Source organism: Christiangramia sp. LLG6405-1, assembly GCF_045055805.1.
GTDB lineage: Bacteria > Bacteroidota > Bacteroidia > Flavobacteriales > Flavobacteriaceae > Christiangramia.
Genome location: NZ_CP159330.1, coordinates 2,117,795 through 2,134,947 on the forward strand (window position 1 = coordinate 2,117,795; position 17,153 = coordinate 2,134,947).

18 protein-coding genes are annotated in these 17,153 nt (G+C 40.3%); 17 read left to right on the forward strand and 1 reads right to left on the reverse strand.

What is annotated here, in order from left to right:
- Window positions 1–185 precede the first annotated feature (185 nt).
- Window positions 186–410, forward strand: coding sequence for a CDGSH iron-sulfur domain-containing protein (locus tag ABVM50_RS09740; protein WP_405198395.1), 225 nt, complete (start codon window positions 186–188; stop codon window positions 408–410).
- A 51-nt stretch (window positions 411–461) separates the two neighbouring features.
- Here ABVM50_RS09740 and ABVM50_RS09745 read toward each other — a convergent pair whose 3' ends face one another.
- Window positions 462–1,139, reverse strand: coding sequence for a type 1 glutamine amidotransferase domain-containing protein (locus tag ABVM50_RS09745; protein ID WP_405198396.1), 678 nt, complete (start codon window positions 1,137–1,139; stop codon window positions 462–464).
- 217 nt (window positions 1,140–1,356) lie between these two features.
- Between ABVM50_RS09745 and ABVM50_RS09750 the strand changes: the two genes are divergently transcribed.
- The 16 genes from ABVM50_RS09750 to ABVM50_RS09825 all read left to right on the forward strand — a co-directional run bounded on the left by ABVM50_RS09750 (window position 1,357) and on the right by ABVM50_RS09825 (window position 17,050).
- The gene (locus tag ABVM50_RS09750; protein WP_405198397.1) at window positions 1,357–1,821 is read left to right on the forward strand and encodes a (2Fe-2S)-binding protein; all 465 of its coding nucleotides are present in this window, start codon (window positions 1,357–1,359) and stop codon (window positions 1,819–1,821) included.
- Window positions 1,822–1,842: 21 nt separating this feature from the next.
- Complete coding sequence (locus ABVM50_RS09755) at window positions 1,843–4,107, forward strand: molybdopterin cofactor-binding domain-containing protein (RefSeq protein WP_405198398.1); 2,265 nt, start codon at window positions 1,843–1,845, stop codon at window positions 4,105–4,107.
- Window positions 4,108–4,112: 5 nt separating this feature from the next.
- Entirely contained in the window at window positions 4,113–4,451 is a 339-nt protein-coding gene (locus ABVM50_RS09760) for a winged helix-turn-helix domain-containing protein (RefSeq protein WP_405198399.1), read from the forward strand.
- Window positions 4,452–4,534: 83 nt separating this feature from the next.
- Window positions 4,535–5,683 (forward strand): cysteine desulfurase family protein, encoded by a 1,149-nt coding sequence (locus ABVM50_RS09765; protein WP_405198400.1) that lies wholly within the window; start codon window positions 4,535–4,537, stop codon window positions 5,681–5,683.
- Window positions 5,680–6,819, forward strand: a complete 1,140-nt coding sequence (locus tag ABVM50_RS09770; protein WP_405198401.1) for an XdhC family protein — start codon at window positions 5,680–5,682, stop codon at window positions 6,817–6,819. The genes ABVM50_RS09765 and ABVM50_RS09770 overlap by 4 nt, the downstream gene beginning before the upstream one ends.
- Window positions 6,820–6,843: 24 nt before the next feature.
- Window positions 6,844–7,437, forward strand: a complete 594-nt coding sequence (locus ABVM50_RS09775) for an NTP transferase domain-containing protein (RefSeq protein WP_405198402.1) — start codon at window positions 6,844–6,846, stop codon at window positions 7,435–7,437.
- A complete protein-coding gene (locus ABVM50_RS09780; protein ID WP_405198403.1) occupies window positions 7,427–7,663 on the forward strand; it encodes a MoaD/ThiS family protein in 237 nt (78 codons plus the stop codon). The genes ABVM50_RS09775 and ABVM50_RS09780 overlap by 11 nt, the downstream gene beginning before the upstream one ends.
- A complete protein-coding gene (locus ABVM50_RS09785) occupies window positions 7,660–8,670 on the forward strand; it encodes a ThiF family adenylyltransferase (RefSeq protein ID WP_405198404.1) in 1,011 nt (336 codons plus the stop codon). The genes ABVM50_RS09780 and ABVM50_RS09785 overlap by 4 nt, the downstream gene beginning before the upstream one ends.
- On the forward strand, window positions 8,663–9,106 hold the full coding sequence (locus ABVM50_RS09790; protein WP_405198405.1) for a molybdenum cofactor biosynthesis protein MoaE: 444 nt from the start codon (window positions 8,663–8,665) through the stop codon (window positions 9,104–9,106). The genes ABVM50_RS09785 and ABVM50_RS09790 overlap by 8 nt, the downstream gene beginning before the upstream one ends.
- Window positions 9,106–10,002 (forward strand): bifunctional molybdenum cofactor biosynthesis protein MoaC/MoaB, encoded by an 897-nt coding sequence (moaCB, locus tag ABVM50_RS09795; RefSeq protein WP_405198406.1) that lies wholly within the window; start codon window positions 9,106–9,108, stop codon window positions 10,000–10,002. Before ABVM50_RS09790 ends, moaCB begins: the two co-directional genes overlap by 1 nt.
- A complete protein-coding gene (gene moaA / locus ABVM50_RS09800; RefSeq protein ID WP_405198407.1) occupies window positions 9,995–10,987 on the forward strand; it encodes a GTP 3',8-cyclase MoaA in 993 nt (330 codons plus the stop codon). The genes moaCB and moaA overlap by 8 nt, the downstream gene beginning before the upstream one ends.
- Window positions 10,987–12,153, forward strand: coding sequence for a molybdopterin molybdotransferase MoeA (locus tag ABVM50_RS09805; protein ID WP_405198408.1), 1,167 nt, complete (start codon window positions 10,987–10,989; stop codon window positions 12,151–12,153). The genes moaA and ABVM50_RS09805 overlap by 1 nt, the downstream gene beginning before the upstream one ends.
- Before the next feature lies 1 nt (window position 12,154).
- Window positions 12,155–12,910, forward strand: coding sequence for a TSUP family transporter (locus tag ABVM50_RS09810; protein WP_405198409.1), 756 nt, complete (start codon window positions 12,155–12,157; stop codon window positions 12,908–12,910).
- 138 nt (window positions 12,911–13,048) lie between these two features.
- Window positions 13,049–13,849 (forward strand): 2Fe-2S iron-sulfur cluster-binding protein, encoded by an 801-nt coding sequence (locus ABVM50_RS09815; protein ID WP_405198410.1) that lies wholly within the window; start codon window positions 13,049–13,051, stop codon window positions 13,847–13,849.
- Window positions 13,850–13,861: 12 nt separating this feature from the next.
- On the forward strand, window positions 13,862–14,848 hold the full coding sequence (locus tag ABVM50_RS09820; RefSeq protein WP_405198411.1) for an FAD binding domain-containing protein: 987 nt from the start codon (window positions 13,862–13,864) through the stop codon (window positions 14,846–14,848).
- Window positions 14,849–14,869: 21 nt separating this feature from the next.
- Window positions 14,870–17,050, forward strand: a complete 2,181-nt coding sequence (locus ABVM50_RS09825) for a xanthine dehydrogenase family protein molybdopterin-binding subunit (protein WP_405198412.1) — start codon at window positions 14,870–14,872, stop codon at window positions 17,048–17,050.
- Window positions 17,051–17,153 lie beyond the last annotated feature (103 nt).

The following is a 17,153-nucleotide window of genomic DNA, read 5'->3' on the forward strand; positions in this document are numbered from 1 at the left end:
AATTTGAACTGGTGCTTTTTATAAATCTAACCTTGCTTATAGATCTACTTTAATAATGTTCACCTTCGAAAAAAGCTTCTTTCCAGAGGCTTTTTTCTTTTTGCTTAGTTCATCAAACAAGCACCTAAATTAGAAAGAATCTAAACCTGCTTTAAAGTATCTTCGTACTTCAACTAATAGAAATTATGTCGAAAACAAAACTAACAGTCAATAGTAATGGATCCCTTAAAGTAGAAGGAGATTTCGAAATTGTAGATAAAAATGGAAATGTATATGATCTGGGTGGAAGAGACCTGGTTTCAGTATGTCGATGTGGATTATCTAAAAATAAGCCATTTTGTGATGGAGCTCATAGAAATCATTTCGAGCACGAAGCAATAGCTTTTGACTTACCTCCAAAAAAGAAATAAAAAAAAGCCTCTGATTTTTCAGAGGCTTTCTTAATCTGTAGAAATAAATTCTTATTTCAGCATATCATATAATCTGGAAGCAACTGCCCCAGATGATTGCGGATTCTGTCCTGTAATCAAATTACCGTCTGTTACTGCATACTCATTCCAGTCAGCTTCCTTGGAATAGATTCCTCCATTTTCCTTTAGCATATCCTCTACTAAGAATGGTACAACATCGGTTAGTTGAACCGCTTCCTCTTCAGAATTTGTAAATCCGGTTACTTTTTTACCTTTTACAAGAGCGTTACCATCCTTAGCTTTTACATTTTTCAAAGCTGCAGGTGCATGGCATACAAATGCAATCGGTTTTCCAGCTTCGTTAAAGCTTTCAATTAGCTTAATAGATTTTTCATCTTTAGATAGATCCCAAAGTGGACCATGTCCTCCTGGATAAAATACACCATCAAAATCTTCTTCCTTAACATCAGAAAGCTTATGCGTATTATTGATCACTTTCTGCGCAGCTTCATCGTCTTTGAATCGTCTGGTATCTTCCGTTTGATTATCTTCAGAATCACTGGTAGGATCAATGGGTGCCTTTCCTCCTTCAGGAGTTGCAACAGTAATTTCAACACCTTTGTCTAAAAGGCTATAATATGGATTAGCGAATTCTTCGATCCAGAAACCAGTTTTGTTTCCAGTATCTCCTAACTTATGGTGTGATGTAAGTACAAATAAAACTTTCATAATAATATTTTTTTGGTTTATTCTCAAGTTCCAACTTAATGTTCAGTCAGAGCATTAATTAGCACAAATTTAAGCATGTAACTGGCGTTTCAAGTTGATATAAATCAATTAGAGTGGTTAAATTCTTGTTAGTTCCTGATAATAAAAAAGCTTGCTAAAAGGTCTTAATGCTAGTTTCGCTTCGGATAATTGCGTAATTTTTAGGAAAATTTAGGATATGGCGGCAATTACTCTTAGCATTAACAATAAAGAACACTCTTTCGATATAGATCCCAATACACCATTACTATGGGTTTTGAGAGATCATTTGAATCTGGTAGGTACAAAATTTGGCTGCGGAATCGCTCAATGTGGTGCCTGCACTGTACATTTTAACGGTAATGCGATAAGATCCTGTCAGTTGCCCGTATCTTCAGCAGCAGGGAATAAGATCACTACCATCGAAGGTCTTTCTGAAAACGGAGATCATCCCGTGCAGAAAGCCTGGCTGGAACATGATGTTCCGCAGTGTGGATACTGCCAGGCTGGCCAGATCATGTCTGCAACTGCACTACTCAACCGCAATCCAAATCCTAAAGATTCTGAGATAGAGAACGCTATGAATGGGAATATTTGTAGGTGCGGAACCTATACCCGCATTAAGGCAGCCATCAAAACAGCATCGAATTCTCAGGAAGTTTAATTATAGTCAAAGAAGATCAAGATGAGTAAAGTAAAAACAACATTTGGACGTAGGTCCTTTATAAAGAGTGTTTCTATCGCTAGTGGCGGACTAATAATTGGCTTTAACTGGATAGCATGTAAAGGCCCGGCGGAAGAAGGTAGTGAAGAACTGGCGATGCAAATGCCAGATGAATGGTTCGAGTTGAATGGCTATCTTAAAATTGGGGACAATGGAATCGTTACCATCTATTCACCAAACCCTGAAATAGGACAGAATGTGAAGACTTCCATGCCTATGATCGTAGCAGAAGAACTTGATGTCGACTGGAATAATGTAATTGTAGAGCAGGCTCCGCTAAATACTGAAATTTTCACCAGGCAACTTGCTGGTGGGAGTCAATCTATTAGACAGGGCTGGCAATCTTTAAGAACAGCCGGTGCCACTGCAAGACATATGCTGGTTGCAGCAGCTGCAAAACAGTGGGAAGTCCCTCAGCAAGAAATTACGGTAAACAATGGTATGATCGAACATGCAAAATCCGGACAGATAATTGGATTTGGAAACATTGCAAAATCGGCAGCCTCGATTGAAGTTCCAGCGGAAGTAAACTTAAAAGAAAACACAGATTTCAAGATCATTGGTACATCCAGAAAGAATGTGGATGCCAGAAAGATCGTGACCGGGCAACCTTTATATGGACTGGACACCCAAAGAGATGGAATGCTTATCGCAATGGTGATGCAGCCACCAGCCTTTGGAATGGAATTTAAAAATATGAATGCTGAAAAGGCTAAAGGCCTACCTGGTATTACTGATATTTTCACCATCGATACTTATCCTGAAGACATGGAGAAGGAATGGAGCGATGTTGGATCGTTCTCGAAACTTGTCGTTATAGTTGGAGAAACCACCTGGCAGGTGATGCAGGCAAAAAAAGAACTGGATGTTGAATGGGATCTTAATCCTGAACTTACCAAAGAAATCGAAATCCTGGAGAAATCGGCTGGAATGCAGGATGCAAGCGGACTCGAAAGTAGCGATATACACAACTCATTAATGGCAGATGCAGGCAGTAAAAATGCTGAAGTTGTAAGAAAAGATGGAGATCCTGAAAAAGCGTTCAAGAATGCGGCGAGAGTAATCGAAAGGTCTTATACCTGCCCTTTTCTGGCACATAATTGTATGGAGCCCATGAATTTTTTCGCGAATGTCTCCAATGGAAAAGCCGAATTAATAGGTCCTATACAAACTCCGGAATATGCTGAAAAAAGCGTGCAGAAGCGCCTTGGGTTGGATCTTGAAAATATTGACATCCAGATGACGCGAATGGGTGGAGGCTTTGGAAGAAGACTTTACGGACATTTTCTGGTTGAAGCAGCGGTGATTTCGGAAAAGGTGGGTGCACCTATCAAACTGGTTTATACACGTGAAGATGATATGACCAATGGTGTATACCGGCCGGCTTATCATGTAACTTATAAAGCAGCATTAGATGCTAATAATCAATTAACCGCTTTCCACGTGAATGCGGGAGGTATTCCTGAAAGTCCGCTTTTCGCCAATAGATTCCCGGCAGGAGCCATTGATAATTACCTCGCAGAAAGCTGGGTGGTAGAATCCAATATTTCCGTAGGCGCTTTTAGAGCGCCAAGGTCGAATTTTATCGCTGGTGCCGAGCAATCTTTCCTCGATGAACTTGCTGAAGAAATGGATAAGGATCCTATAGAATTCAGATTGGAAATGCTGAAAAAGGCGAAAACTAGCCCAGTAGGCGAAAACAATGATTACGATCCTGAAAGATATGCTGGGGTATTGAAACTGGCCAGGGATAAATCTGGCTGGAATTCGAATTCAACGATGGCCAGAGGAGTTTCGGCCTATTATTGCCATAATTCTTATGTCGCCCAGATCCTCGATATGACCGTTGAGAATAATCAGCCTCTTATCGATAAAGTGACCTGCGCGGTTGACTGCGGAATCGTGGTAAATCCTGAAGCTGCTAAGAATATGGTGGAAGGCGGTACGATCGATGGAATTGGTCATGCCTTGTTCAGTGAAATGACCTTTGCTGAAGGAGCTCCGCAACAAAGCAATTTTGATGGCTACCGACTCATAAGACATAAAGAAGCCCCTAAAAAGATCGATGTTCATTTCGTAGAGAATGGGATTGATCCATCAGGATTGGGTGAGCCGCCATTCCCGCCTGTTCAGGGAGCACTGGCGAATGCACTTTATAAAGCGACCGGAAAAAGGTTTTATAAGCAACCATTTATTACTGGGTTGCAGGGCGATCTTAAAACCTGATATCTATGAAAAGTATCAAGGTGAAATGCTGGATCGAGACTAGTGGAGATAAATTCTATGGTCCCGGTCCGCATGAATTACTTCGGAATATCAAAGCTGAAGGTAGTTTGTCTAAAGCAGCTGAAAAAATGCAGTTATCATATCGCAAAGCCTGGGAAATGACACGGCAGTTAAATAAGCATTCCGAAGAACCTTTAGTGATATTAAGAAAAGGAGGAAAGACTGGTGGTGGTGCAGAAGTTACTATTCATGCGCAAGAAATAATGGAAGCCTACAATAAACTTCAGCAAAAACTGCAAGAGGTTACAGAAGAAGAGAAGCAGCTACTTAAAATCTTAAATTAAAATTAAAACTGAGAAATTTAAAGCCTTCTTTCTTAGTTTTAAAGTCCGATATATATTTAAATACATAACGCTTAAAGCATTTGATGAAATCCGCAAAAATATATCTTGACTACAATGCCACGACTCCGGTTCACGAACAGGTGTTGGAAAAGATGCTGCCATATTTTACTCAAGACTTTGCAAATCCTCATAGTGATCATGCTTTTGGGTGGGATGCCAGTGAAGCATTGGAGCAAGCAAGAAAGCAGGTGGCAGATTTGATCAGTGCTAAATCTTCAGAAATCACTTTTACTTCAGGAGCTACAGAAGCAGCTAATCTAGCCTTGTTCGGGTTTGCAAAAGAAAACATGAATAAAGGACAGCATATAATTAGTTGCAAAACCGAGCATAAAGCTATTCTGGAAACCTTAAATGCCTTAGAGAAGGATGGTTATGAAATTAGCTATGTAAAGGTCAATTGCGACGGAATTGTAGATATGGAACATTTTCAAAGTTTGTTACGTCCAGATACCAGTATGGTAGTGTTGATGCTGGCGAATAATGAAACTGGCGTAATTCAGAATATCACTAAAATTTCAGAATTGGCGCATCAGAATGGTAGCGTGGTCATGAGCGATATCACCCAGGCAGTTGGTAAAATTAACGTTGATATAAAAGCACTGGAAATAGATCTCGCCGTTTTTTCGTCTCACAAGATCTACGGACCTAAAGGAGCAGGCGCATTATACAGTTCATCAAAGATCGACTTAGCCAGGTATATGTATGGAGGAAATCAGGAAAATGGTATCAGACCGGGAACTGTGAACGTTCCGGCTATGGTAGGATTTGGGTTTGCTGCAGAAATGGCAAGAAACGAATTGCAAGAAACATCAGATGAAATGCTATTGCTACGTAATGATTTTGAAGAGCAGCTGCAGAGTTTAGAGGATGTTCAAATAAATGCCAAAGATCAGGACCGGCTTCCTAATACCGTTAGCTTTAGTGTACACAATATTGATGGAGATGCACTTTATCGAAGAATGAACAGGATCGCGATTTCGAGAGGTTCAGCCTGTACTTCCAATGTAGTGGCAGCTTCGCATGTTTTGACCGCTATGGGAATCGAAGAAAGACTGGCGCTGGCTACCTACCGTGTTAGTCTGGGTAGAACTACAACGCAGCAAGATCTTAACCTGGCATTCGAAAATATTCAAACTGCGATCAATAGCACTAGAAAAACCAGCCTGGTATGAGAGAAATTGATGCAATTGTAGCGGAATACAACAAGCTGAAAGCTGAAGAAATATCCTGTGTTCTGGCGACGGTAGTTCATGTGAAAGGTTCTTCTTATCGAAGAGCAGGTGCGAGAATGTTAGTGGATGAATTCGGAAATCTCACCGGGGCGATTAGTGGAGGATGTCTTGAAGGCGATGCGCTTCGAAAAGCACTGCATGCTTTGCATCAGCAAAAGAATAAATTGGTTACTTATGATACCAGCGATGAGAATGATGCAGTCATTGGCGCACAATTAGGATGTAACGGGATTATTAAGGTTTTATTTGAAGCAGTAGATTTCGGTAATGAGCAAAATGCTTGCGAATTGCTTCAAATTGCAAGAAAAACCGAGGAAAATGCATCAATTCTAGTGGAATTCGATCTGGAAGAAAGCAATTTCCAACCTGGAACTACTGCTTTGATCTATTCTGAAGATAAAATCTTCACTTCAGCTGAAATAAATAAAGAGGTTTTATTTAAAGCTTCAGAAGTTATTCAGAAAAAGCGATCTGATATTTTAAAGTTGGAGAAAAATGGAAGTAGCTGTATAAAATATATCCAGTTTTACGAGCCAGCAATCAAATTAGTTCTGATTGGTGCAGGGAATGATGCGATGATTCTGGCTAACCAGGCAGAACTTCTGGGATGGAAGATCATTATAGCAGATGGCAGGCCTACCCATGCGAATACACAGCGGTTTTCTTCAGGCTGCCAGGTGATCGTGACCAGGCCGGAAGATACATTGGAGAATATTGAGATAGATGAAAGAACGTGTTTTGCATTGATGAGTCATAATTACAATTATGATCTCGCAGTCCTGAAGTTATTGCTTAATAAAAGAGAAGTTCCTTATATAGGTATTCTTGGTCCGCTTAAAAAATGGGAACGTATGCAGGATGATCTAAATCACGCAGGGATACAAATCTCCAATGTCGATGAAGATCGAATTCATGCACCAATAGGCTTGGAATTGGGAGCTGAAACACCAGCCGAGATAGGATTATCCATTCTGGCAGAAATTCAAGCAGTACTAACCGCTTCCAGCGCTAAGTCTTTAAAACATAAAAACTCGCCAATTCACGAAAGGACAACTTCAGAGATACCGAGTATTTAAGATATGAAAGGGAAAAAATCAAACATGGCTGTTCTAATTCTCGCTGCAGGTTCTAGTAGTCGATTGGGAAAACCAAAACAGTTGGTAAAATTCAGAAATAAAACGCTGCTGCAGCATAGTATCGATGTTTCTGAAGCTTTAAATCTTTCAGAAAAAATAATTGTTTTGGGCGCAAATGAGGAGAAAATTTTAAACGAGGTTGATCTGAAAAATCACAAACTTTTAATCAATAATAACTGGCAGGAAGGCATGTCCACAAGCCTCAAAAAGGGACTGGAAGAAATTCAAAAATTACATCCTGCTATTGGGAATGTTCTGGTGTTATTATCAGATCAGCCATTTATTAGTGAGTCGGTATTACAGGAACTTATAGATAAACACTTAACCGCAGATTACCTGGCAAGTTTTTCAGAATATCAGAAAATACCTGGCGTACCAGCTATATTTTCCAGAGAAATTTTCCCGGACTTGCTTAAGATCGAAGGTGATCGTGGTGCGAGAGATTTGATAAAGAACGGACTTATTAATTACCAATTGGTGCCATTTGAAAAAGGTATAGTAGACATTGATACTGAAAAAGATTTGCAATTTTTAAAACAACTAGAGCATGAAGCTTAAACTGAAATACTTCGGAAAACTCGCTGAAACTGCAGGTATACAGGAAGAATATAAAGAATTGGAGAGTGCAGATACATTGGCTGAACTCAAAAGAATAGTATTCGAGGAATATAAATTTGATGATTTTGAGACCATTCAGGTAGCAGTGAATCAGCAACTTGATGAAAATAAAACTTTAAAAGAAGGAGACGAGATCGCATTTCTACCTCCTTTCGCCGGAGGATGAGATACGACAGGCAAATAACGTTGGATGATATTGGGATTTCCGGACAGGAGAAGCTCCAGAATGCCAGTATTCTAATTATTGGGATGGGCGGCCTTGGCTGTCCCGCCGCTACTTATCTTGCCGGAGCTGGGATCGGCCGACTTGGCTTGCTTGATAACGACAGCGTGTCTATCACAAATCTGCACAGGCAAACATTGTACGCTGAAGCTGATACCGGAAGGAAAAAAGTAGAAGTTGCAGCTGAAAAATTAGCTGCTTTAAATTCAGAAGTTTGCCTGAAGATCTACGGTGTAAGACTGAATACTTCTAATGCCCGCAAACTGATCTCGGATTACGACCTGATCATTGACGGGACTGATAATTTTGAAACTAAGTACCTGATCAACGATGCCTGCTTATTGGAAGACAAACCCTGGATCTATGCTTCGGTTTATAAACATGAAGGTCAGTGTTCTGTTTTCAATTATAAGGGCGGACCAAGTTATCGATGTTTATTTCCGAAGATCGCGCGTGAAAATATAAGTTGTGAAATTACCGGAACCCTGGGCATGTTACCTGGAATTTTCGGAATGTATCAGGCAATGGAAGCTGTAAAAATCATACTTGGAATAGGAACAGTCTTATCTGGAAAACTAAAAATTCAGAATTTTATGCTTCAACAGGATCAGCTTATTGAAATAAAAAAACGGCCTGAGCAGATCGCAATCATACTGGAAGAAGGTATTCAAAGCATGGCAACGAACTGTACTTTAAAAGATAAAGATCAACTTTACCTGGATGTAAGGGAATTGCATGAGGAGCCATTGATCGATTCTAAAAATGTACTTAGAATTCCACTTCGGCAACTGGAAAAACGTGTGGAAGAGATTCCGAAGAATAAAGAAATACAGGTCTTTTGCCAGTCTGGAATTAGAAGTCTGCAAGCAAAGGAATTATTAGAAAATAAATTTCATTTTGGGAATCTTAAAAATGTTTCCGGTGGAGTTCAAACAATCATAAATGGATAAGAAAAAACCTAAAAAGGTATTTGTACAGGGAGCAATTCCTCCTGAAAAGATCGCGAAATCCATCGCAAATCATCAGTCCAAGACTAATATTGGTGCACATAGTATCTTTCTTGGTCAGATTCGGGCAGATGAGGTGGATGGTAAAATAGTTCAGGCTATAGAATATAGTGCTTACGAAGAAATGGCGGAACAGGTTTTTCACGAAATTAGGGAAAAAGCTTTCTCAAAGTTCGATATTACCTGCGCTCATATTTATCATAGTATGGGTAAGGTGAATGCTGGCGAGATCTGTTTGTTCGTGTTCACTTCTTCGGCACATCGAAAGATAGCGATAGAAGCTTGTAATTTTTTCGTGGAAGAGATCAAAGCGAAAGCACCCATTTTTGGAAAGGAACTTTTTGAAGACGATTCTCACCAATGGAAAGTAAATAAATAATGGTAGACATAACACACAAAATAAATACGCTGAGAGAAGCAACGGCCTTGGCGGTTGTGAAAACTTCTTCGGAAGAGACCATTGAGGCGATTCGAAATAATACGGTGCCTAAAGGAAATGTTTTCGAAATGGCTAAAGCTGCCGGACTTTTAGGGGTGAAGAAAACTCCGGATCTGCTTCCAGATTGTCATCCTTTACCGATCGAATATACTGGTATTCATTATGAGATTAAGGATCTTGAGATCCATATTTCGGTAGAGGTGAAGACGATCTATAAAACCGGTGTTGAGGTCGAAGCTATGCATGGTGCCAGTATCGTTGCGCTGACCTTATATGATATGCTGAAACCCATCGATAAACAGGTGGAGATTGGCAGCATTAAATTACAACAAAAGGAAGGTGGTAAATCTTCCTTTAAGATCAATTCTGAAGGGATTACGGCTAGTGTGATTGTATGTTCCGATACTATTTCTAAAGGGAATGGCGAGGATAAGGCTGGAGAAGTGATCCTTTCCAAACTGAAGGACCTAGACATTCCTGGCACAAAATCTATCATTGCAGATGAACCTTCAGAAATTAAAACAGCTCTGGAAAACGCCGAAGGAAACCTGGTAATTTTTACTGGAGGAACCGGGGTAAGCGATAGGGATAACACTCCCGAGGTAATTAGGGAAATGCTGGACAAAAGTCTGCCCGGTGTAGAAGAGCAAATTAGAAGTTATGGACAACAACGTATGCCTTTTGCTATGCTGTCAAGATCTGTAGCAGGGGTGATGAACGGAAAGCTTGTACTTGCATTTCCAGGTTCCACCAAAGGCGCTGCAGAATGCATGGACGCCATATTTCCGCATGTTTTGCATGCGTTTAAAGTTTTAGAAGGAAAGAGACATGATTGAAGAAAGAAAGCAGATCGTAGATAATTTTGGAAGGCCGCATACCTATTTAAGGATTTCACTTACTGATCGCTGTAATTTGAGATGCTTTTATTGTATGCCCGAAGATGGAATTCAGTTAATGGACAAACCCAGTATTATGACCCTGGAAGAGATCATTAATCTGGCAACCAGCTTTAGAGATCTTGGAGTCGATACTATTCGGCTTACGGGCGGTGAACCTTTGGTTCGTAAGAATTTTGGTCATCTCGTGGAGGAACTTTCCAAATTGGGTGTGACCTTAAAGATCACTACAAACGGTATTGTACTGGATAAATATCTAGATCTCTTTCAGAAAATAGGTTTAAAAAAGATAAATTTCAGCCTTGATACTCTGGATAAAGCAAGGTCTATTTTTATTACCAAGCGGGATTTTTATGACCGGATAATGGTTAATTTGGAGAAGGCACTGGAGATGGGCATGCACATCAAACTTAACATCGTGCTGATAAAAGGAGTAAACGATGCCGAGATCAATGATTTTATTGCACTAACAAAGCATAAGAATCTGGTTGTGAAATTTATAGAATTCATGCCTTTTAAAGGAAATGAATGGGACTGGAGTAAGGGCGTGAGTAAACAGGAAATACTGGATACGGTTGAGAAAAAATTCGGAGAAATTGAAGTGCTCGAAAATCCTAAGCATAGTACCAGTACAAATTTTAAAGTGGCTGGTCATACTGGTAGCTTTGCCATTGTTAGTACCATTACCAATCCTTTCTGCAGCGAATGTAACCGGATTAGAGTTACTGCAGATGGAAAAATGAAAAACTGCCTTTTCGCCAATTCTGAAACCGATTTGCTTAGTCCTATGCGGGCAGGTGAAGAACTAAGTCCGATTATTTTAAATGCCATCAAATCAAAGAAACATTCCAGAGATGGTATGGATGTAAAAATGGATGCCGAGCATTATGAACAAAACCGGTCTATGATCTCAATAGGAGGATAATGGTAGAAATTAAGGAGGCATTAGAAATTATCAGGTCACAGCATGTACAGCTGGATTCTGAAGTAGTGAGTCTTAAAGATTCACTTAATAGAGTACTTGCTGAAGATCTAAAAGCAGGCTTTGATCTGCCTGGTTTTGATAATTCGGCTATGGATGGTTATGCTTTGGGCGGACTTCAGCAAGAATATAAGATCATTGGTGAAGTCGCTGCAGGTGATTCCAAAGAGTTCATACTAAAGAGCGGTGAAGCAGTTCGAATCTTTACCGGTGCAAAAGTTCCGGAGGGTACTTCCGCAGTGATTATGCAGGAAAAAACGAAGGTAAAACAGGACTTACTTATTCTTGAGGAATTACCAAAAGAAGGCCAGTGTATTAGAAAGAAGGGTGAAGAATTAAAGGAAGGTGAATTGGTATTTAGCAAGTCTTATCAAATTACCGCTGCCGGAATTGGGATGTTAGGTAGTCTTGGGCTCAATCAAATCAAGGTAATTAAGAAACCGATCATTCAATTGATTACCACCGGGAATGAACTGGTCGCTCCCGGAGAATCACTGCAAGTTGGGCAGATCTATGAATCCAATAGTGGGGCTATAGAAGCGGCATTGAAAAGCAAAGGATTCTCCAGTTCAGCAAGCATACAGATCAAGGATGATTTTGAATTGATCAAAACTGGAATTTCAGAAGCTTTAAAAAAGTCGGAAGTACTGATTCTTTCAGGAGGAATTTCAGTAGGAGATTACGATTTTGTAAAGCAGGCGCTGGAGGAAAACGGGGTAGAGGAGTTATTCTATAAGGTGAAGCAAAAACCTGGAAAACCTTTATATTTTGGAAGGAAAGGAAACCAATTTGTGTTTGCGCTGCCCGGAAATCCCGCGTCTTCTCTTAGTTGCTTTTATATCTATGTGCTACATCTTTTACAAAAACTTAGCGGACTTCCAGGTAAAGGCTTGCTAGAACTCAATTTGCCAATTTCCAGTGATTTCGAGAATAGGGGAGACCGTCCGGTTTTCCTGAAAGCTAATATTGACAATAATTTGGTAGAAATTTTAAACGCTCAGGGATCTTCCATGATAGGTTCAATGGCAAAAGGTAATGCCCTGGCATATGTTGCAGCTTTTGAAAAGATAGAAAAAGGTTCGTTAATTAAAACCTTCCTGATCTCCTAAGATGCCTCTGGAATACCTGCCATTGTTATTTTTCTTTATCGCACTATTCTATAGTTCGGTTGGATTTGGTGGAGGTTCCAGTTACCTGGCTATACTTAGCCTTGTCATGGCCGATTTCTACGAAATCCGCTCCACCGCTTTGGTGTTGAATATTTGCGTTGTTTCTATTAGCACCCTTGTTTTTGCGAGGAACGGTGTATTAAAACCACGTATTCTCTGGCCATTTTTTGTACTGAGTATTCCCCTTGCCTACCTGGGAGCGCAGATAAAATTATCACAGGATATTTTCTTTATAATTTTAGGATTTGCACTTTTAATGGCAGGTGTTTTTATGTGCCTTCGCTTTTGGAAATCTGCGCAGATATCTACGGAATTCACCGATTTTAAAAAGGCAGTTCTGGGTGGAGGTATTGGATTATTATCAGGTATTTCTGGTATTGGAGGAGGAATTTTTCTTTCACCTGTACTTAATTTAATGAGATGGAAAGATGCACGGGTCATCGCCTCTCTGGCTTCGGTATTTATACTCGTAAATAGTATCGCTGGATTAGTGGGACTTCATATGGCAGATACTTTTAAACTTGATACCGATTTACTTTTAAAATTAATCATAGCTGTAGTTCTTGGTGGAATAATTGGTTCTTATCTAAGCAGTAAAAAATTAAACTTAAAAGTCCTCGGGATATTGACTGCTGTCCTGGTATTCTATGTCGGACTGCGACTTATCTTAAAGTTTGGACTTGATCTAAGCATCTGATATTTCCATTTAATAATAAACTTTGGTTAAAAGGAGCTTCAAATGCCTCATTAACGCTGGCTGTTAACACTTCGGTAACATTTGCCAATTCTTAATTCTGTAATTTTAAAGGGTAGACTTACCTCCAAAAATAATTACATGAAAGATTTAGACAAATGGAAAGCCAAGGTTGAGGCAGATGACTTCACCGATGATGAAAAAAAGGTTTTTGATGAAATGGGACTGAAAGGTTCCTCAAGGCGAACCTTTTTAAAGCAGGTCTCAGTGGCGAGTATGAGTCTCTGGGCAACATCATATTTCACAAATGACCTGTTTGCCAGCAATATGGAAGACCTTCCAGAAGAAGTACGGGTTTTATTAAATGAGGTAAAAGTGAATTTGCGCGTGAATGATATGAGCAAACCACTGAATATTGATTCCAGGATGAGTTTGCTGGATGCACTCAGGGAGCGTCTTGCTCTTACCGGTACAAAAAAAGGTTGTGACCATGGACAATGTGGCGCGTGTACGGTGATGATCGATGGTAAAAGAAAATTATCCTGTTTAACTCTTGCAGCGACCTGCAACGAAAAAGAGATTACCACGGTAGAAGGTCTTGCCAGCGATGGGAAACTTCATCCTATGCAGGAAGCTTTTGTAAAACATGACGGCTACCAATGTGGATATTGTACTCCTGGACAGGTTTGTTCTTCTGTAGCATTACTCGAGGAAGCAAAGAATGGAGAAGCCAGTTATTTAACTGAAGATCTGAAAACAATCAAAAAGGACCTGAAACTTTCCGAAGCAGAAATTAGAGAGCGTATGTCTGGAAATATTTGCCGTTGCGGTGCTTACAATAATATTGTACAGGCATTTAAGGAGGTTCATTCCGGAGATAGTGAAATGCCAACCTGGGAATTTGCTACCCAGGAACAAATGGAAAATGCAAAGAACGCTTAATACCAACCAGATATGAGACCATTCACTTATACGAATGCCAAAAATACACAGGAAGCTTTGCAGGAAACTACTGCAACTACACATTACCTGGCCGGAGGAACTAATCTGGTGGATCTAATGAAAGAAGATGTTGAACGTCCCGATCAATTAGTGGATGTAAATAATCTTGAATTCAATAATATTGAGAAGAATCAATCTGGAGGATGGAGTCTTGGAGCTATGCTAAATAACTCTGATACTGCGAATCATCCGGATATCCGTCAGAACTATCCATTATTATCCATGGCGATGCTATCTGCTGCGACTGCGCAGATCAGGAATATGGCGACCAATGGAGGTAATTTATTGCAGAGAACCAGATGTCCCTATTTTTTCGAGACTTCGATGCCTTGCAACAAAAGAGAACCAGGTTCTGGTTGTGGTGCAATTGATGGAATGAATGCAACACATGCAATTTTTGGTTATAGCAAGGAATGTATCGCTACACATCCTTCAGATATGTGTGTTGCCCTAGCCGCGATGGGAGCTGAAATTGAGGTTCAAAAGACAGACGGTTCCAGTCGCAGAATTCGATTCAACCAGTTCCATAGATTGCCCGGAGATAGACCTGAAAAAGATACTACCCTCGAAGAAGGAGAATTGATAACTCAGATACATTTATCTTCTCCAGAATTTGCAGATAATTACTATTACCTGAAGATTAGAGAGCGTTCAAGTTATGCTTTTGCGCTTATTTCAGTCGCAGCAGGATTATCTATTCAAAATGGGATGATTTCCAAAGTAGGTCTGGCAATGGGTGGAGTAGCTCACAAACCCTGGAAACTTTCAGAAGCTGAAGATTTTCTAAAGGGTAAAAAGGCAAATACCGAAAATTTTGAAAAGGCAGCGGAACTGGCTCTAAAAGATGCCAAACCTTTTGAGAAGAATAAATACAAGGTCGAGATGGGTAAGAAAGCTATAGTGCGGGCACTGGAGCAGGCTACAAATCGAACAGCATAACCAATTTCAAAAAATTATAAGATGAAGACAATGAACAAAACTGGAGTTGGTGCAGCTATAGACCGAGTAGAAGGACATTTGAAGGTTACCGGAAAAGCTACGTATGCTTCAGAATTTCCAATAGAGAATAAGGTTTACGCACAGGGTATCAATAGTACCATAGCGAAAGGAACTATTGTTTCTATAGATACTACGGAAGCAGAAAATTCTGCCGGCGTACTGGCGGTAATCACTCATAATAATGCTGAAAAGCTTAATGACTTCAAGAAAGATCGATATCAGATCGCTACAGATACAATTGCACCGGTACTTCAGAGTAATAAAGTGCACTATTATGGAGAATACGTAGGGGTTGTGGTTGCTGAAACTTTTGAGCAGGCTCAATATGCTGCAAGACTGGTTAAATTCGAATATAGTAAGGCAAGTGATCCTGCGATACATTTTGATAAACAACGTGGAAATGCATTTTTTCCGAGTGAGGATTCAGATTATTCTCGTGGTGATATGGATAAAGGACTTGCTGAAGCAGATGAGGTTATCGAGCAGACTTATATAACCCCGATCGAACATCATCATCCCATGGAACTTCATGCAGTGATTGCCGAATGGAATAATGGGAAGGTAACTGCCTATGCCAGTCAGCAAATGGTGGAAGATGCTACAATTGCTATCTCAGATACTTTCCAGATTCCGCAGAAGGATGTGAGAGTGATCGCAGCCTATGTTGGTGGAGGATTTGGTTCCAAACTTAATGTAGAGCGGCATGTAACCCTTGCGGTTATGGCGGCCAAAAAGGTGGGTAGACCGGTGCAGGTTACCGTTACAAGAACTCAGATGTTTACTAATACAGGTCTTAGACAGAAGAATGAGCAAACGATGAAGATTGGTGCTAAAAAGGATGGAACCATGACAGCCTTATCTCATGATACCCTGTCGCATACTTCACCTAATCTTGTTTACCAGGAGCCCTGCGGAATGGTTTCAAAAATGCTATATAACAGTCCGAATGCCAAGGTGACTGAGCGGTTAATGCCCATGAACTTGCAAACACCGTTTGCGATGAGAGCTCCCGGAGAAGCTACCGGAAGTTTTGCATTGGAATCTGCGATGGACGAAATGGCCTGGAAATTAAAGATGGATCCGTTAGAGTTCAGGATTAAGAATGATACTCAAACAGATCTTCATAAGAACCAACCTTTTTCCTCCCGCTTGCTGGTAGAATGTTTGCGCATTGGTGCTGAGAAATTTGGCTGGAAAGACAGGAAGGATCAACCTCGAACAAATATAAAAGGTAACTGGCTGGTTGGTTATGGTGTGAGCGCAGCTTCCAGAAACTCACCATATTTAAAAACTCACGCAAAAGTACTTCTGGAACTTGTCGAAGATAAAGTAGAAGCGACTATACAAATGGATGCGACCGATATTGGTACAGGAACTTATACGATCGTGGCTCAAACTGCTGCGGAATATCTTGGGATTCCAGTAGAACAGGTCAAAGTAGAACTTGGAGATTCCAACTTCCCGGTAACTCCCGGATCTGGAGGATCATGGGGTGCTGCATCTTATTGTAATGGAGCCAGAGCTGCCTGTGAGAATGCAGTCATGAAACTAAAAGATAATAGAAGTATTCCTGAAGATAAGGAGGTTGCCTTAGCTGAACTTTTAAAGCAGAACCAGATAACCAAATTTGAAATGACTGGGATGGCCGAGCCTTCTACGGAATTTGAAAAGCATTCTGTATTCTCTTTTGGTGCCAACTTCGCTGAAGTCTGGGTAGATAAGGACACAGGAATGTGGAGGATCGAAAGAATGGTAAATGTTGGTGCTGCCGGAAAAATTCTAAATCCCAAAACTGCATACGGACAAATAATTGGTGGACTCACCATGGGTGCAGGAATGGCAATTGCCGAGAAGACAGATGTTGAACCAAATTTCGGGAATTTCATTACCCGATCGTTTGCAGATTATCATGTGCCGGTAAACCTGGATATGGCGAACATTGATGTTATTTTTCTTCCAGAAGAAGATAAGATCGCTAACAAAATGGGAATCAAAGGAATCGGGGAGCTGGGAATTACAAGTGTCGCCGCTTCGTTATCGAATGCCATTTTTAATGCTACCGGTAAAAGAATGCGAGAGCTACCTATAACACCTGAAAAACTAATAGAAGCACCGCTGGAACCTGGTGTTCAGGAAGTTTAGAATTACAACCCGGAAGATGTTCCGGGTTTTTTTATACCCTATGAGAGTTTAACAACTGTTAATTAAGATATAAACTATCATATATTAATAGTAATACTATTAG

Excerpts from the sequence above, each read along its gene's own strand:
- moaA (WP_405198407.1), top strand. The coding sequence starts at position 9,995 with ATGATTGAAGAAAGAAAGCAGATCGTAGATAATTTTGGAAGGCCGCAT.
- ABVM50_RS09825 (WP_405198412.1), top strand. The coding sequence starts at position 14,870 with ATGAAGACAATGAACAAAACTGGAGTTGGTGCAGCTATAGACCGAGTA.
- ABVM50_RS09820 (WP_405198411.1), top strand. The coding sequence starts at position 13,862 with ATGAGACCATTCACTTATACGAATGCCAAAAATACACAGGAAGCTTTG.
- ABVM50_RS09775 (WP_405198402.1), top strand. The coding sequence starts at position 6,844 with ATGGCTGTTCTAATTCTCGCTGCAGGTTCTAGTAGTCGATTGGGAAAA.
- ABVM50_RS09780 (WP_405198403.1), top strand. The coding sequence starts at position 7,427 with ATGAAGCTTAAACTGAAATACTTCGGAAAACTCGCTGAAACTGCAGGT.
- ABVM50_RS09755 (WP_405198398.1), top strand. The coding sequence starts at position 1,843 with ATGAGTAAAGTAAAAACAACATTTGGACGTAGGTCCTTTATAAAGAGT.
- ABVM50_RS09810 (WP_405198409.1), top strand. The coding sequence starts at position 12,155 with ATGCCTCTGGAATACCTGCCATTGTTATTTTTCTTTATCGCACTATTC.
- ABVM50_RS09790 (WP_405198405.1), top strand. The coding sequence starts at position 8,663 with ATGGATAAGAAAAAACCTAAAAAGGTATTTGTACAGGGAGCAATTCCT.
- ABVM50_RS09805 (WP_405198408.1), top strand. The coding sequence starts at position 10,987 with ATGGTAGAAATTAAGGAGGCATTAGAAATTATCAGGTCACAGCATGTA.
- ABVM50_RS09760 (WP_405198399.1), top strand. The coding sequence starts at position 4,113 with ATGAAAAGTATCAAGGTGAAATGCTGGATCGAGACTAGTGGAGATAAA.
- ABVM50_RS09740 (WP_405198395.1), top strand. The coding sequence starts at position 186 with ATGTCGAAAACAAAACTAACAGTCAATAGTAATGGATCCCTTAAAGTA.
- ABVM50_RS09765 (WP_405198400.1), top strand. The coding sequence starts at position 4,535 with ATGAAATCCGCAAAAATATATCTTGACTACAATGCCACGACTCCGGTT.
- ABVM50_RS09815 (WP_405198410.1), top strand. The coding sequence starts at position 13,049 with ATGAAAGATTTAGACAAATGGAAAGCCAAGGTTGAGGCAGATGACTTC.
- ABVM50_RS09770 (WP_405198401.1), top strand. The coding sequence starts at position 5,680 with ATGAGAGAAATTGATGCAATTGTAGCGGAATACAACAAGCTGAAAGCT.
- ABVM50_RS09750 (WP_405198397.1), top strand. The coding sequence starts at position 1,357 with ATGGCGGCAATTACTCTTAGCATTAACAATAAAGAACACTCTTTCGAT.
- ABVM50_RS09745 (WP_405198396.1), bottom strand. The coding sequence starts at position 1,139 with ATGAAAGTTTTATTTGTACTTACATCACACCATAAGTTAGGAGATACT.
- ABVM50_RS09785 (WP_405198404.1), top strand. The coding sequence starts at position 7,660 with ATGAGATACGACAGGCAAATAACGTTGGATGATATTGGGATTTCCGGA.
- moaCB (WP_405198406.1), top strand. The coding sequence starts at position 9,106 with ATGGTAGACATAACACACAAAATAAATACGCTGAGAGAAGCAACGGCC.